General features: G+C 41.6%; 7 protein-coding genes. 6 read left to right on the top strand and 1 reads right to left on the bottom strand.

The genetic code is table 11. The features are described 5' to 3' along the window. Positions 1–165: 165 nt before the first annotated feature. The 6 genes from bglX to ACFQZX_RS05025 all read left to right on the top strand — a co-directional run bounded on the left by bglX (position 166) and on the right by ACFQZX_RS05025 (position 14,949). Positions 166–2,475, top strand: a complete 2,310-nt coding sequence (bglX, locus tag ACFQZX_RS05000; protein ID WP_377112052.1) for a beta-glucosidase BglX — start codon at positions 166–168, stop codon at positions 2,473–2,475. A gap of 753 nt (positions 2,476–3,228) precedes the next feature. Continuing rightward, positions 3,229–6,519 (top strand): SusC/RagA family TonB-linked outer membrane protein, encoded by a 3,291-nt coding sequence (locus ACFQZX_RS05005; RefSeq protein WP_377112054.1) that lies wholly within the window; start codon positions 3,229–3,231, stop codon positions 6,517–6,519. Between the two features lie 32 nt (positions 6,520–6,551). Then, entirely contained in the window at positions 6,552–8,405 is a 1,854-nt protein-coding gene (locus tag ACFQZX_RS05010; protein ID WP_377112057.1) for a RagB/SusD family nutrient uptake outer membrane protein, read from the top strand. Between the two features lie 80 nt (positions 8,406–8,485). Next, positions 8,486–12,055 (top strand): VCBS repeat-containing protein, encoded by a 3,570-nt coding sequence (locus ACFQZX_RS05015; protein ID WP_377112060.1) that lies wholly within the window; start codon positions 8,486–8,488, stop codon positions 12,053–12,055. Positions 12,056–12,069: 14 nt separating this feature from the next. Further along, positions 12,070–13,389: a vanadium-dependent haloperoxidase gene (locus ACFQZX_RS05020; RefSeq protein ID WP_377112062.1), complete on the top strand. Its 1,320-nt coding sequence runs from the start codon at positions 12,070–12,072 to the stop codon at positions 13,387–13,389. A gap of 18 nt (positions 13,390–13,407) precedes the next feature. Further along, a complete protein-coding gene (locus ACFQZX_RS05025; RefSeq protein ID WP_377112065.1) occupies positions 13,408–14,949 on the top strand; it encodes an FG-GAP repeat domain-containing protein in 1,542 nt (513 codons plus the stop codon). Between the two features lie 22 nt (positions 14,950–14,971). Here the strand turns inward: ACFQZX_RS05025 and ACFQZX_RS05030 are convergent, their stop codons facing one another. Continuing rightward, positions 14,972–16,189: a multiheme c-type cytochrome gene (locus tag ACFQZX_RS05030; protein WP_377112068.1), complete on the bottom strand. Its 1,218-nt coding sequence runs from the start codon at positions 16,187–16,189 to the stop codon at positions 14,972–14,974. Between the last annotated feature and the right edge of the window lie 212 nt (positions 16,190–16,401).

The following is a 16,401-nucleotide window of genomic DNA, read 5'->3' on the forward strand; positions in this document are numbered from 1 at the left end:
TGTAAAAAAACACTTTGAATGTTTGATTTTAATATTTACAATTGTGTACCAATTACACTTAACTACAGTGTATTGATAAAACCAATTATACTAAAAGTTTCAGAGTTATTAATAAAGCAGAGTTAACATAGTAATAATATGCCCTGCAATTATAAACGTGTTTCCATGAAAAAACCTTTAGCTTTTAAAAGCGCTGTTCTTTTTAGCGCTATCATTATATTTTGCCACCCGCTGAAGAAGGCTATGGCCCAAAAGCATTCAGAAGAAGCAAAAATGAATGCTTTTATAGGCGGTTTAATGAAAAAAATGACGATCGATGAAAAGATTGGTCAGCTTAATTTAGTAACCGGTGGCATGGCTATTACAGGTTCGGTAACTAATAATGGGATAGGTGAAGGTGTAAAAAAAGGATCAATAGGCGGTATCTTTGGTTTATACGGAACTGCCGATGTTCGCAAAATGCAGGAAGCGGCAGTTAATGGTTCGCGCTTACACATACCTTTAATATTTGGGTTGGATGTGATACATGGCCACCGTACTATTTTTCCGATTCCGCTGGGTATGTCTGCTACCTGGGATCTGGGGGTCATCGAGCAGTCGGCCCACATTGCTGCCAAAGAAGCAACGGCCGAAGGATTAAACTGGGTATTTTCTCCAATGGTTGATATTGCCCGCGATGCCCGTTGGGGCCGTATATCCGAGGGAAGCGGTGAAGACCCGTATCTTGGTGGTAAAATTGCGGCGGCCATGGTTAAAGGTTACCAGGGCAGCAGCCTGAAAAACGCCGACGCGGTTATGGCCTGTGTGAAACACTTTGCCCTTTACGGTGGCGCTGAAGCCGGCCGTGAATATAATACGGTTGACATGAGCCGCCTGGCAATGTACAATTACTACTTACCACCTTATAAAGCCGCCGTTGATGCGGGTGTTGGCAGCATCATGAGCTCATTTAATGTAGTGGATGGCGTTCCGTCAACAGTCAACAAATGGCTGCTTACCGATTTGTTACGCAGCCAATGGGGCTTTAAGGGCTTTGTAGTATCTGATTATACTTCGCTTAATGAAGTAACCAACCACGGGCTGGGCGATCTGCAAACAGTATCGGCCTTAGCCATTAAAGCCGGCCTTGATATGGATATGGTAGGAGAGGGATATTTAAAAACATTAAAAAAATCTTTACAGGAAAAAAAGATCACTATAGCAGATATAGACCGCGCCTGCCGGCTTGTGCTGGAAGCAAAATATAAGTTAGGCCTGTTTGAGAATCCGTATAAATCACTTGACCCAAAACGCGAGCAGACTGAGATAATGACACAAGCCAACCGCCAGGCTGCACGCACTACTGCCGAACATTCATTTGTTTTGCTGAAAAATGAAAACCAGATATTGCCACTTAAAAAAACCGGCAGTTCTATTGCCCTTGTTGGCCCGCTTGCTGATAATAAAAGAGATATGCTTGGCACCTGGGTTATTGGTGGCGAGTGGGAAAAATCGGTAAGTGTAATGGAAGGTATTAAGCATTTGGTAGGCGAAAATGTTACGATAAACTATGCTAAGGGCAGTAACATTACAGATGATACCACGTTTATGAAACGCTTAAACTTTGGCCCCGGCATGGTATCGCTTGATAAGCAATCGCCTGATGAGATGATCGAGGACGCGGTTAAAGCGGCAAAAAAGTCAGACGTTATAGTAGCTGTTGTGGGCGAGTCGCAAAGTATGAGCGGGGAGTCATCAAGCCGTTCAGACATTGGCATACCACAAAGCCAGCAAAGAATGCTTAAAGAGCTTGCCAAGTTAGGCAAACCACTTGTTATTGTATTATTTAACGGCCGGCCGCTTACGCTTACCTGGGAGGATGAGCACGCCGCAGCTATATTAGATGTATGGGCGCCGGGCACCGAGGCGGGTAATGCAATTGCCAATGTGTTGTTTGGTAATTACAACCCATCTGGCAAACTAACTGCTACCTTCCCGCGAAGCGTTGGGCAAATACCGGTTTATTACAATCACCTGAATACAGGCCGCCCGTATACATCCGGTCCAACAAAATTTAAATCAGATTATCTCGATATCAGTAACGATCCGCTTTATCCGTTTGGTTATGGTTTAAGCTATAGCAAATTTACTTACAGTGATGTGCAATTAAGTAAATCGCAATTAAAAGGCAGTGAAATGCTCACAGCATCCGTAACAGTTACTAACAACGGCCCCTATGCAGGCGAACAAGTTGTACAATTATATATATCAGATCCGGTTGCCAGTATAAGCCGCCCGGTTAAAGAGCTTAAAGGTTTTCAAAAAGTTAATTTGCAAACAGGGGAGAAGAAAACTATAACGTTCAGTATTACACCGCAACAGCTTAAATTTTATAACAGCCAGCTTAAATACGACTGGGAACCAGGCGATTTCTATATCCATATAGGTTTCAATTCTGCCGATATAAAGACAGCGAAGGTATCCTGGGCTAAATAACACCTTGATATTATTTATACAAAAGTTAACTAAAACCTCTATATTTTTTATTTTGAGTGGTTTTATCTTATACAAGCAATGAATAATAGGATTGTATAGTGTATCAGTACAAAGTTGCACAAGTGATAAGCAACACCAAAAGTTAGCCTTGTAAAGATTTACTAATTCAATTATACTTTTTAAAAAAGCTACAAAAGTTTTTTAAAATTTAACATTAACTTTAAGTATTATGAGATTTTTGAACGCTATCTTCTTGAATAGATATCCTGATATGGTAAAAAACGGGAATATGTAATTGCTATTTTAATATTAAAAACATTGAACAGTTGATAATACTATAATATTAATTTGTTTAATAGTAATAATTATTTAAAATAAGGTATTTAAAAATAAATAAATTATAAATCATAGATACTTGCTTGTGTAATAATTACACCTTATTTATATTAGAGGATTACCATTATAGCCAATTTCTTTTTAAAGAAAGATAACATTAAAATTATACCGGTGCTGCAAAAGGCCGTACCATGTTTATGAATTAATTAATTTGAATGAACAGGATAGTGTAACTATATGAGTAAACTTTTACGATTTTTTCTTTTTGATCTCACCCTAAAAAAGCAGACGCTTTTTCCTCAAAGAAAGAATTCTTTAAGTATTCTCCTGGTTACTATTGCGCAAAAGCAAACGTCCGTACCAATCAGCATACCAAGATCTTAAATCAAATATATTAATCAACTAAATCTCAATCTCATGTTTAAAAGTTTACTCCTCAAAGGAAGAGCGCTATGCCTGCTATTATGCTGCATGGTATCTTCATTGGTAGTTACAGCTCAAACAAAACACACAGGAAAGGTTACAGGCAGCGATGACAAGTTGCCCGTAGTTGGGGCCTCTGTAGTTATTAAGGGCACTACCATTGGTACACAAACAGACGTTAACGGTAACTTCAGCATTAATGCAAAGCCCGGCGATGTTCTTGTTGTTACTTATCTTGGTTACAACGCAAGGGAAATTACAGTGGGGCAAAGCGACAACATCAATGTTGTTTTGCAGTCGGGCACCAATGCACTTACCGAAGTTGTGGTAACCGGTTACACCGCACAGCGTAAAAAAGATATCTCCGGCTCGGTTGCCACTGTAGATGTTAGCGCAGCAAAATCGGTACCTACTGTAAGTACCGAAAATTTGTTACAAGGCCAGGCAGCCGGTGTTAACGTAATTACACAAGGTGCTCCTGGTGCTGGTGCACAGGTTTTCATCCGTGGTACCAGTAACTTTGGTAACTCGCAACCATTGTATGTGGTTGATGGTTTGCAAACCGGAAGCATTTCTAACATCAACCCTAATGATATCGAATCCATCTCTGTATTGAAAGATGCCGGCGCGGCCGCTATCTATGGTATTAGCGGTGGTAATGGTGTTGTTGTGGTAACTACTAAAAAAGGTCGTCAGGGAAAAACAACTATTTCTTATGATGCATTTTATGGCACAACCCGCCCACTTAGCGGCAATGTGTTCAATACCTTAAATGCCGATGAGTATGAGCAATTGCTTAATCAGGTAGACCCTGGTAATGCTCTGTTAATTAATGGCAAAATTGCTGATTACGGTTATCAATCTGGTAGTGGTACAGCAGCAGGTTCTAACAAAGGTGTATTTAACCAGGCCAATGCAAATTCATTCCTGCCAAATTACCATTTGGATAATGATCCAAACCTGGATTACCTGATCCAAAAATTTGTTAAAGGTGCAGGTACAGATTGGTATCATGAAGTATTTAAAGGAGCGCCAATACAGCAGCACTCTTTAAGTGCAAGTGGTGCCAGCGAAAAAAACACCTACTTTATGTCGTTAGGTTATACCAACCAGCAGGGTACGCTGATCAATACTTATTTTAAACGCTACCAGGCGCGTGTAAACACCGTATTCAGTGTTAAAAACCATGTGCGTGTGGGCGAAAATATCAGCTTTTTTTACATCCAATCGCCTAACGGTGGCGGTGGTTTAGCAAACGGTGGTAACCAAAACGAGGGTAACCCAATTTCCGAAACTTACCGTACACTTCCAATTATCCCGGTTAGGGATATTGCAGGTAACTTAGGAGGTACTTATGCCGGCCCGGCTGCGTTGGGTAACGCGCTTAATGCGGTTGGTTTGCAAGAGCGCCAGGTTACCAATAAAACAAATCAGTGGGGTATGCAGGGTACTGCTTTTGCCGAAGCTGATTTCTTGCAACATTTTACTGCACGTTCAGCGTTCAGTGCCGATGTTGCCAACAGGTATTATTATAACATAGGCTACCGCCAATATGATAGCGGTGAAGCCCATGGCGGTAATAACAGCTACAACGAAGGTTCATTATATGAAACCAATTACAACTGGAGTAATACATTGAATTACAAACAGGTGTTTGGTAAACACAGCCTTAATGTTTTGGGTGGTTTCGAAGCCAGAAGCTATAGCCACCGCGAAATTAACGCATCAACTAAAAACCTTTTCTCTCTTGATCCTTTCTTTGCAAGTATCACTCAGGGTCAGGCAAGTACAACAACTGCAAACAGCGGTTTCTTCGATCTAAACAATCCAACCAACTATCCAAACAAAGTAATGTCTTTCTTTGGCCGTTTAGATTATGTATATGCTGACAAATATATTTTAGGTGCAACTATCCGCCGCGACGGTAGCTCAAGATTTTATAAAGGCCAGCAATGGGGTACTTTCCCATCAGTATCACTGGCATGGCGCGCTTCACAGGAAGAATTCCTGAAAGGTGTTAACTGGTTAAATGATTTAAAAATTCGTGGTAGCTACGGTGTATCAGGTTTCAATGGCAACGTTAGGAGAAACAGCGCTTACTCCGCTTACGGAACCAGCCCTGGCGGCGCTTCTTATCCTATTGATGGCTCTATCAATTCAATCATAGCCGGTTACTTTAATAATTCAACAGGTAACCTCGCCACCACATGGGAGAAGGATAAAGTATTTAACGTAGGGTTTGATGCTTCTATATTTAACCACTTTGATATTACTGCTGAATACTACAAAAAAACAGTTGATGGTTTATTAGTGCAGGTGCCTTTATTGGCTACTGTAGGTGGTTCTCCGTCAACTCCGCCAACCATTAATGTGGGTTCGGTAGAGAATAAGGGTTTTGATATCGCAGCTACCTATCATGGCAAATCTGGCGAGTTTACTTACAACATTGGTGCTAACATCACTACTGTTAAAAATACTATCACAAACCTGGGCTCAAGCTTTTTCACCACTGGTGTGCGTAACGGTAGTGTAGTTAAAAATGATGTAGGCACAAGTATTGGCCAGTTTTATGGTTACAAAGTGATAGGCTACTGGAATTCTCAGGCTGAAATAGATGCACTGAATGCACAGCAAACTCCTGATGTATTTGGGTCACGCCCTGATTATCAAACTGCAGCAGCACCAGGCCGCTTCCGTTATGCGGATATCAATGGCGATGGACGCATCACTGATGCTGACCGTACGTTTATTGGTAACCCTAACCCAGATTTTACTTATGGCATAAACTTGAATGCTGCTTACAAAGGGTTTGACTTTACCGCTGTGTTATATGGTTCTCAAGGCAACGATGTTTACAATTCAGTTAAATACTGGACAAACTTTTACGGTTCGCAAACCGGTAATAAAAGCCGAGACCTGTTATACAATGCATGGAGCCCAACAAAATCAGCTTCAGAAAACGCCAACGCAAAAACCCCGATCGCTGAGAACGCAAACAACTTTAGTACTACAGATGCCATCAACTCTTATTATGTAGAAAATGGCTCGTTCCTGAAACTGCGCTCTTTACAGGTGGGTTACACTTTTGGTGCTAATGCTTTAAAAGCAGTAGGTGTTGATAAACTGCACATTTATGTACAGGGTACAAACTTATTTACTGCTACCAAGTATTCAGGACCAGATCCGGAGTTGCAATCAATTGACCAGAATAGCCCTGGTATAGATTTAGGTAACTACCCGAATAACGAGCGCAGGTTTATATTCGGTGTTAACCTTACATTCTAATTATACCTAACTGTATATAAAGATTAATAGTTATGAAAAATCTTAAATTAAAATTTATTTTACCAGCAACAGTAGTACTGTTTGCCTCAACATATTCGTGTAAGAAATTCCTGGATCAGCCGCCTGTTGGCGCTTTAACGCCAGAAGTAGTTGCAACCCGCACCGGTGTTGATGGGATATTAATTGGAGCATACTCTGTTGTAGATGGTGTGTACGATGGACAAAAAGGAGACCCTTGGCTTACCGGTACCGACAACTGGATATATGGTAGCGTGGTAGGCGGTGATGCATTTAAAGGCTCTAACCCCGGCGACCAGCCGGCTGCTGCCAACCTTGAAGCTTTTAACGCAACCGGTAGTAATGATTACCTGGATGCTAAATGGCGTGTTTGCTATGCAGGGGTACAACGGGCAAATGATGTTTTGCGCGTATTGCCAACCGTTAAAGATGGTTCAATCAGCGAAGAACAAAATGCCCAATTTATAGCCGAAGCTCGTTTTTTACGTGGTTTTTTCCACTTGGAAGCTGCTAAATTGTGGAAGAATGTACCTTACGTGGATGAAAGCGTAACGTATCTGAATAATAACTTTGATATACCAAACGATGGCCCGATATGGGATAAAATAGAAGCTGACTTTAAAGCAGCAGCCGACGTTTTACCTGAAACACAACCTCAAATTGGCCGTGCCAATAAATGGGCTGCTAAGGCTTTCCTTGCAAAAACTATGATGTTTGAGCATAAGTATGGCGATGCCCTTGATTTGTTGAATGATATCATGGCTAATGGTAAAACAAGTTCTGGTGCTGCTTACGCCCTTGAACCTTATTCAGATAACTTCAATCCGTTGAAAAAGAATGGTCCTGAGGGCGTTTTTGTGGTTCAAACGTCAGTAAAAGATGGTGCTAACGGGTTAAATGGCAATGCCGGTAACGTACTTAACTTTCCTTCAGCGGGCCCTGCAAGCTGCTGCGGTTTCTTCCAGCCTACATTTGACTTTGTTAACTCTTTTAAAGTTGATGCCAATGGTTTGCCTTTAATAGATACCTATCAGAACGGCTACATTAAAAACGACCAGGGTGTTAAAGCAGAAGAAATATATATGCCTGGCGATGAATTGCTTGATGCAAGGTTAGACTGGTCTGTTGGCCGTCGCGGTATTCCATATTTAGACTGGGGTATTTGCCCGGGTGCTGCATGGGCCCGCGATCAGCCTAATGGCGGCCCTTACCTGCCAATTAAAAACGTTTACTATAAAGCTGCGCAGTCTACTACGTCAGATTCTTATGGAGGCTGGGCTGCTAATCAGTCAACAGCTAACAGCTACAACGCTATCCGGTATGCAGATGTAATACTGTGGGCTGCAGAATGTGAGGTTGAGACGGGTTCACTGGCTAATGCTGAAACGCTTGTAAATAAAGTACGTAGCCGTGCTGCTGACCAAAGTGGTTGGGTTAAAGGTAAACTAACTGGTTATGGTAAAAACGACAAAGGAGAACTTGATGCTACCAAACCAGTTGTTGATAATTCCAAGTTTGCAGCTAATTACAAAGTTGGATTGTACAATGGCCAGTTTACCACTAACGGTAAAGCATGGGCACGCCGTGCAGTATATTTTGAGCGAAAAATTGAATTAGGTATGGAAGGTCATCGTTTCTTCGACCTATCACGTTGGGATGGTATAAACGGAGGCCCTGCGCCAACCGGTTTCATGGGTGATGAGATTGAAAAATTCCTGAAAAATACGCGTGATTTTGGTGATAAGTTCACATCAGCGGTAATGAAGGTTGCGCGTTTTACTAAAAACAAAAACGAATGGTATCCAATACCTCAACCACAGATAGATATGTCTAAAGGACAACTAAAACAACTTGATGGTTATAAATAATAGCCTGCGCTATTACAAAAAGAGGGGGAGAACTATTCTTCTCCTCTTTTTTTATTTAAATTTTTGTTATACTCGTTTATATGAAACCCCTGAGTTATCTGTTGATTATTGCTTGCTGCTGTTGTATATTTTCCTGTAAAAAGGATACGCTTTTCGAGCGGATATCTTCCTCACATTCGGGCGTTACATTCAACAATCTGATCGTAGAAAACGACACCATTAACCCGCTTGATAAACTAAATATTTATAATGGCGGTGGTGTAGGAATAGGCGATTTTAATAACGATGGGTTACAGGATATTTATTTTATAGGTAATGCGGTATCTAACAAACTTTACCTTAACAAAGGCGATTTTAAATTTGATGATGTTACCCAAAAAGCCGGCGTTGGGGGTAAGGGCGGCTGGGGCAGGGGTGTAGCCGTTGTAGATATCAATAACGATGGCTTAAAGGATATATACGTATGTAACACATTGTTAAATGATGCGACAAAAAGGTTAAACCTGCTTTATATTAACCAGGGGATGGATAAAGATGGGGTGCCCCATTTTAAAGAATCTGCCAAAGCTTATGGGCTTGATATTAACCTGCACTCTACCATGGCCTCGTTTTTTGATTATGATAACGATGGCGACCTGGATATGTATCTCACTGTAAATGAAGCACAGTCTACCGACAATACGAGTTCTTTCAGGCCTATAATAAAAGATGGTAGCAGCCCAAATACCGGCAGGCTATACCGTAATGATTACGACCCTGTTTTGAAGCATCCTGTATATAAAAATGTATCTAAAGAAGCGGGTATTTTAATTGAAGGCTATGGCCATGCGGCAAGCATTGCCGATTTTAACCTGGATGGCTGGAAAGATATTTATGTAACCAATGACTTTTTGCCAAGCAACATACTCTACATCAATAACCACGACGGCACTTTCACCGACCGTTCCATGGAATATTTTAAACATACGGCCACCAGCGCCATGGGCCAAGATGTTCAGGATATTAATAACGACGGTTTAGCAGATGTTTTTGAACTGGATATGGACCCCGAGGATAACTACCGTAAAAAGATGTTTATGCCGGCTACCTTTTACCAGTTATATCAAAATTTTGATACATACGGGTATCAATACCAATATAACCACAATACTCTTCAATTAAACCAGGGTGCCAGAGTTGGGCAAAACGACTCGGTAGGAGCGCCGGTGTATAGTGAAATTGCTTTTTTAAGCGGCGTTGCACAAACCGACTGGAGCTGGGGGCCAATGATAACCGATTTTGATAATGATGGTTTTCGGGATATCATCATAACTAATGGCTATCCCCGCGATGTTACCGACCATGATTTTATTGCCTTTCGTAACGATTCTTATGCGGTAGCTTCAAAAAAACAGGTACTGGAGCAAATTCCAATTGTTAAGATATCAAACTATGCCTTCAGAAATAATGGCAAGCTGCAATTTGAGGATGTAACCAAAACATGGGGAATGGATATCCCATCCTTTTCTAACGGCGCGGTTTATGCCGATCTTGATAATGACGGCGCCATGGATGTGGTTGTCAATAATATTGATGACGAGGCATTTATCTACAAGAACCGTTCGCGCGAAAATGATCAGAACAATAATCACTACCTGCAGATAAAATTTAAAGGTAATCCTCAAAACAGAGATGGCATTGGTGCATGGGCCGACATTTATTACAACCATGGTAAGCACCAGGTTTATGAAAACACACCTTACCGGGGTTACCTGTCAACCATCCAGAATATTGCCCACTTTGGTTTAGGAAATGTTAACCGGATAGATTCGGTAGTGATAAAATGGTATAACGGTAAAAAACAAAGGCTTAGTAGTATAAAGGCCGATCAGTTACTCACAGTTGATATTGCTAATGCTAGCACACCGAATTCGTTTAGTATACCCCTTAAACAACAATCTTTGTTTACAGAAGTAACTAAAAACACCGGGGTAAATTACATGCACCATGACGACGACTTTGCCGATTTTAATATCCAGAAATTAATCCCGCACAAATTTTCTGAGTATAACCCCGCAATTGCCGCTGGCGATGTGGACGGAAACGGGTACGACGATATGGTGATTGCCGGTACTTACAAGTATCCGGCACAGGTGCTTTTACAACAGCCTAACGGAAAGTTTATTCAGCGTAATTTGGTGAACCAGCCAACTGGTGTACATAAGTTTAAAGATGAAGGACTGCTGTTATTTGATGCAGATGGCGATGGTGACCTTGACCTTTACGCAGCCAGCGGTGGTTATGAAGAAGCTCCGCAGTCGGCTGCTTACCAGGATAGGATATATGCCAATGACGGAAAGGGGAATTTTACGTTACAGCCTAATGCTTTACCATCTAATTTTACAAGTAAGTTATGTGTTAAATCAATAGATTATAATAAGGATGGCGCACCCGACCTTTTTGTATCAGGCAGGGTGGAACCCTGGAGTTACCCAAAACCTGTATCAAGTTTTATTTTACGTAACGACAGCAAAAATGGTATAATTAAGTTTACCGATGTGACACCAATGGTGGCTAAAAGCCTTGTGAATGTGGGGCTGGTATGCGATGCATCTTTTACTGATTATGACAACGACACCTGGCCCGACCTTATTATTACAGGCGAATGGATGCCGGTTACCATTTTAAAAAATGATCATGGTGTGTTTAAAAACATTACGAACAATACTGGTATAGCCAATAAGCTGGGCTGGTGGAACACCATTGCGGGTGGCGATTTTGACAACGATGGTGACACGGATTATATATTGGGTAATACCGGTTTAAATACTTTTTATAAGGCAACAGATAAGTACCCTATGTTTATTACCGCTAAAGATTTTGACGGAAACGATAGTTACGATGCTTTTCCGTCTTTGTTTTTGAAAGATAGGGAAGGGGAAATGAAAGAATTTCCGGCACATACACGTGATGATATCGTTAAACAGATGATCAGCATGAGGATCAAGTTTCAGAATTACAAAAGCTTTGCTGTGGCAACAATGGATAGTGTTATTACACCTGCTATGCGTAAAGGCGCAATCAGATTAAAAGCAAATGAACTACGCTCTTGCTATATGCGTAATGATGGGCATGGTAAATTTACACTGATACCATTACCTATAGAAGCGCAAATATCGCAGTTGGCAGGCATTGTGGCAGATGATTTTGACGGTGACGGCAATCTTGATGTAGCCCTGAGTGGTAATGACTATGGTACAGAAGTAAGTACAGGGCGATATGACGCCTTTAACGGGTTGATATTAAAAGGAGATGGAAAAGGTAATTTCAAGCCTTTAACAATCATGCAAAGTGGCCTTTACATACCTGGCGACGGTAAAGGACTCATTAAACTACGTGGTGCTAAAGGCAATTACTTGCTGGCCGCTACACAACACAAAGGCCCGTTAAAAGTATTTCAACTAAAAAAAGCAGCCCGCGCAATCAGCCTGTTACCTGGTGATATGTATGGTACCATTAAATATAAAAACGGTACAACAGCCAGACGCGAATTTTATAACGGAGGTTCTTTCTTGTCGCAATCGGCCAGATTTTTTAATATTGATGATTCAATGGCATCGGTAACCATAACCAACAATGCCGGCCAAACCAGAGATATACCTTTAAACTAATTTTTTAGCCGATAATGAAAGCCATTCATATTTTAGCTCTTGTTTTTATATGTTTCCTTGCAGTTTCATGTAAACAAAAACAAAAGATAAAGTTAAAGAGCGATACCGACGTACTCCACGAAAATGTAGATCAGCTAACGCAGGTGATCATATACGATGCCTTCAGCCCGCCTGTAGCAAGCCGTATATATGGATATACCACGCTTGCAGCCTATGAGGCTATACGGTTTCAAAACCCTAAATATAACTCAATAGCCAATCAGCTTAAAGGGTTTAAAACTATGCCACTGCCGCAAAAAGGACTTAGTTATAATTATGCACTGGCCGCAACCAAAGCACTTTTTACAGTAGCACATAAGGTAACGTTTTCTGTAGATACCCTTCAGCGTTATGAAGATAAGCTATATGCCATGTATAAAGCTAACCTGGATGATTCTACCTATGCAAGATCTGTTGCTTTTGGTGAAGCTGTAGGGAAAGCCGTATTAGGCCGTGCCGCGTTTGACAATTATTTAAAAACACGCGGTAAGCCAAGGTTTTTGGGTAGTAACGAAAACGGTAAATGGCGCCCAACCGCCCCGGATTACCTGGACGGGGTTGAATTTTGCTGGGGTACCATGGAAACCTTTGTAGTAAGATCATCATCAGATTTTCCGTTGCCACCACCTACCCCTTATAGTAATGATAAAAACAGCGAATACTTCAGGCAAAATGTTGAGGTATATGAGCAAAGTAAGAAAAATACACCCGAGCAAATTGAGATAGCGAAATTTTGGGACGACAACCCCTTTGTAATACAGCATAACGGGCACATGATGTTCGTGAATAAAAAAATTACACCCGGTGGCCATTGGATAGGTATAACTGCCATTGCCTGTAAAAAATCAAAGGCCGATGCAGCCAAAACCGCGCAAGCCTATGCCATGACCGCTATTGCTTTGTATGACTCATTTATATGCGGCTGGCAGATAAAATACGTTACCGAATATATACGCCCTGTTACTGTTATAAACGATAAGATAGACCCCAAATGGTTGCCAATGCTTCAAACCCCGCCATTCCCCGAGTATCCAAGCGGCCATAGCGATATAAGTGCGGCATCGGCTGTTGTCCTCACACACATGTTTGGCGATAATTTTGCGTTTCAGGATACCAGCGATCTGCGTTATATCGGCATGCAGCGCCATTTTAAATCGTTTCTTCAGGCATCAGACGAAACTTCTATCAGCCGGTTTTATGGAGGTATACATTACAGGTTCAGCGTTGATGCGGCCGCAAAACAAGGCCGGCAAATTGGAGAGTACATCTGGAATACGCTTAAACTGCAAAACTAAGATCAATACTTATCAGGCATGAAGATAAAACGCACTTTTTTATTTACATCAGTTATACTGTCAATTGTGGCATTATTATCACTGAGTATTGTTTTTGAAGGTTGTAAGCATCAGTCGGCAGAAAATTACAAGTTAACAGGTGATACTATTGCCGATGGGGAATTTCTGGTTAAGCAAAACTGCGCCAAATGCCATAAGCTGGTACCCGCGGATGCACTTACCAAGAGTGTTTGGAGGCAGCATACCCTGCCTTCCATGGCCCATTATTTTGGCTTGTCTACCTATGGGCCTTCTTTTTATAAAGATCCAAAAGATACCGGAGGCATGTCGCTTGTACACTGGCAGGCTATTGTTGATTATTATAACAAAATTGCGCCAGATACACTTATGCCGGCCAAACGCCCGGTGCCCTTGTCAATTGATTGGGCTGGCTTTACCCTTAAAAAACCAAAAGCTATAAGTGATATTGCATTTACTACCCTGGTAGCTGGTGATTCTGCAGATGGTAAAATTTATACGAGCGATTTAATTGCGAACAACCTTACCGGGTGGGACAATAAGTTTAACAGCAGGGTAGTTGCAGGTTTGCCTTCCGGCGCGGTTAATGCTGTATTTGATAATCAAAACCAGCTATGGTTGAGTTGCATTGGCCGCATAGACCCGGTTGATTATCCGAATGGGAAAATTGTAAAAATAAACCTTAACGATGCTGCAACGGCCCCGCTTGAAGTGGTCGGGGATATGCCGCGCCCGGTAGAAACGTTAGCCGCCGACTTTGATAAGGATGGCCAAAACGAAATTGTAGTATGCGGGCAGGGCGGTACAAAGGGAGGTGTGTTTTTATTGAAAACAGATGGGGCGGGCAAAGCGGTTAAGCAATTTACCGTTACAGACCGCCCAGGTGTAGTGCAGGCCATTACGCAGGATTTCAATAAAGATGGCTGGCCCGATATTATGGTTTTGTTTGGAATTGGAGATGAAGGGCTTACCTTATTTTTGAACGATAAAAAAGGTGGTTTTACCAGCCGAGAACTGCTGCATTTTCCGCCCGTGTATGGTTCATCAAGCTTTCAATTGGCAGATATTGACAAAGATGGCAACCCCGACCTGATATACACATGTGGCTACAATTTTCGCGATTCGCGCATACTGAAACCTTATCATGGTTTGTATATCTACAAAAATACCGGCAACTTCAAGTTTAAACAGTCGTGGTTTTATACTATAAACGGTGCTACTAAAGCTATAGCAACTGATTTTGATGCAGACGGTGACCTGGACATTGCTACTATCGCCTTCTTTGCCGATATGAAGAACAACCCGTCGGAAGAATTTATTTACTTTGAGCAGCAAAAGCCAATGCAATTTAAGCCACATGCAGTACCTGTAAGCCAGTATGGCCGCTGGCTGGCAATGGATGTAAGCGACTGGAACAAGGATGGCAAACCTGATATTTTATTGGGCAACTATGCAAGCGGCTTTTTGTTTCAGCCTAACTTTTCGCCTACATGGGATGAGCATTTGCCTTTTATAGTTCTTGAAAACAACTTTAAGAAATAATTTAGGCGATAGAATAGGGCAATTATTTATCCCTTTTCAGGAATGCGAGTATTTTATCGGTTTCTTTAGGATATACAGCTATATGATGGGTGCGTATCAGTACTGATTGCTGCTCGTTTATGATTGCCTTTGATGGTAAAGCTGGCATGTGGCAGTCTACACATTTGGCTTTTAAAACAGCTGCGTCAAGTACATCTGCCATTTTACAGTTATTATGATTAGCTGCTGTATGGCAACTAAAACACTGTTTAGCAAAAACCGAAAGGTTATTGCGCTGGTTTTGATGCGGTTTATGGCAGCTTGAGCAATCCATATTACTGCTTATGTAACATTTACTTGTTTTAAGCATATCATACTGGTCGCCATGCACGTCGATGTGTGCAAGGTCTACAGGGCCGGCCTCAGGGGCCCGGTTTTTAAAGTCGGCAAGTTTATCTCCGGGTTTAAAATCAAATATAGATTTACTGTTAACGGTTTGCGTACCCGAGTGGCAGGTGCCGCATAAATCGGTACGTTGTGCGCGGGTAAGTTTACTGATACCGATTATATACCGCGCCTGCTTTACCGAGGGGTTTTCGGTATGAAAATCGGCGTGTTGCTTGCCCGGTCCATGGCATCGTTCGCAATCTACACCTAATATTACCGAGCTTTTGTCAAAACCTACTGTCTCTCCAGAAAAGCTGGGCACTTTACCAGGTTCTGTTTTGGCGTATGAGGTATGGCACTCCATACAGCGCAGGTTTACCATCCTGTCGTAACTGGCTATAGTAGTATCATAGCCTGGGCTTACTATCCAACGGTTTTTGGTATTGTCGAAAGACACCGGTAACTCAAACAACTCATTTTCCTTCCAATAAAGGTAGGTTTCGCCTTTTATGCCACCAGTTACAATATCCATGCGGGCGCTGTCGGTTTTATTGCCGTTGATATAACTGATCTGATACATGCCGCTATCTACCTTGCGCATAAATACATCGGAATGATCATTGTAATAAACCTTATTTGCTCCGTCTAAAAAACTGCCATGTACAGTTTTATCAGTAGCTGCAGACGATGCCAGATAGTGCGCCGTATGGATGTATGAGTTGTTGATATCGCTATGGCAATTGACACAGGTTTTAGCGCCGGCATAGTTTTCACCTCTTGGATCATTAGCTTTGGAAGTACTTAAACACTGGGAAAGTACAGCCATAAGTGGCACAAGGAAAACAGGAAGCAGTATCCACCTTTTGAAGGTCATCGGCACGGAATTGGTTTACTGCTTAATTATAGTAATAATGGTTTAATATACCGATTGTTAGAGGAAAGTTTTTTTTCGATATACGAAATCATACGTACGAAATCGTACGTAGTATGTTCGTTTTCGTACACTTACTGATGACCAAACCCTTATCAAAACCGCAATTAAGCGGTTTTTTCAGCTGGCATCGGCTTTGTCGCAATTAGTCAACA

This window comes from Mucilaginibacter litoreus, assembly GCF_042676805.1.
GTDB lineage: Bacteria > Bacteroidota > Bacteroidia > Sphingobacteriales > Sphingobacteriaceae > Mucilaginibacter > Mucilaginibacter litoreus.

What these genes read in the sequence shown, in the direction of transcription:
- ACFQZX_RS05005 (WP_377112054.1), top strand. Translation starts at nt 3,229, where the DNA reads ATGTTTAAAAGTTTACTCCTCAAAGGAAGAGCGCTATGCCTGCTATTA.
- ACFQZX_RS05015 (WP_377112060.1), top strand. Translation starts at nt 8,486, where the DNA reads ATGAAACCCCTGAGTTATCTGTTGATTATTGCTTGCTGCTGTTGTATA.
- ACFQZX_RS05020 (WP_377112062.1), top strand. Translation starts at nt 12,070, where the DNA reads ATGAAAGCCATTCATATTTTAGCTCTTGTTTTTATATGTTTCCTTGCA.
- ACFQZX_RS05025 (WP_377112065.1), top strand. Translation starts at nt 13,408, where the DNA reads ATGAAGATAAAACGCACTTTTTTATTTACATCAGTTATACTGTCAATT.
- ACFQZX_RS05010 (WP_377112057.1), top strand. Translation starts at nt 6,552, where the DNA reads ATGAAAAATCTTAAATTAAAATTTATTTTACCAGCAACAGTAGTACTG.
- ACFQZX_RS05030 (WP_377112068.1), bottom strand. Translation starts at nt 16,189, where the DNA reads ATGACCTTCAAAAGGTGGATACTGCTTCCTGTTTTCCTTGTGCCACTT.
- bglX (WP_377112052.1), top strand. Translation starts at nt 166, where the DNA reads ATGAAAAAACCTTTAGCTTTTAAAAGCGCTGTTCTTTTTAGCGCTATC.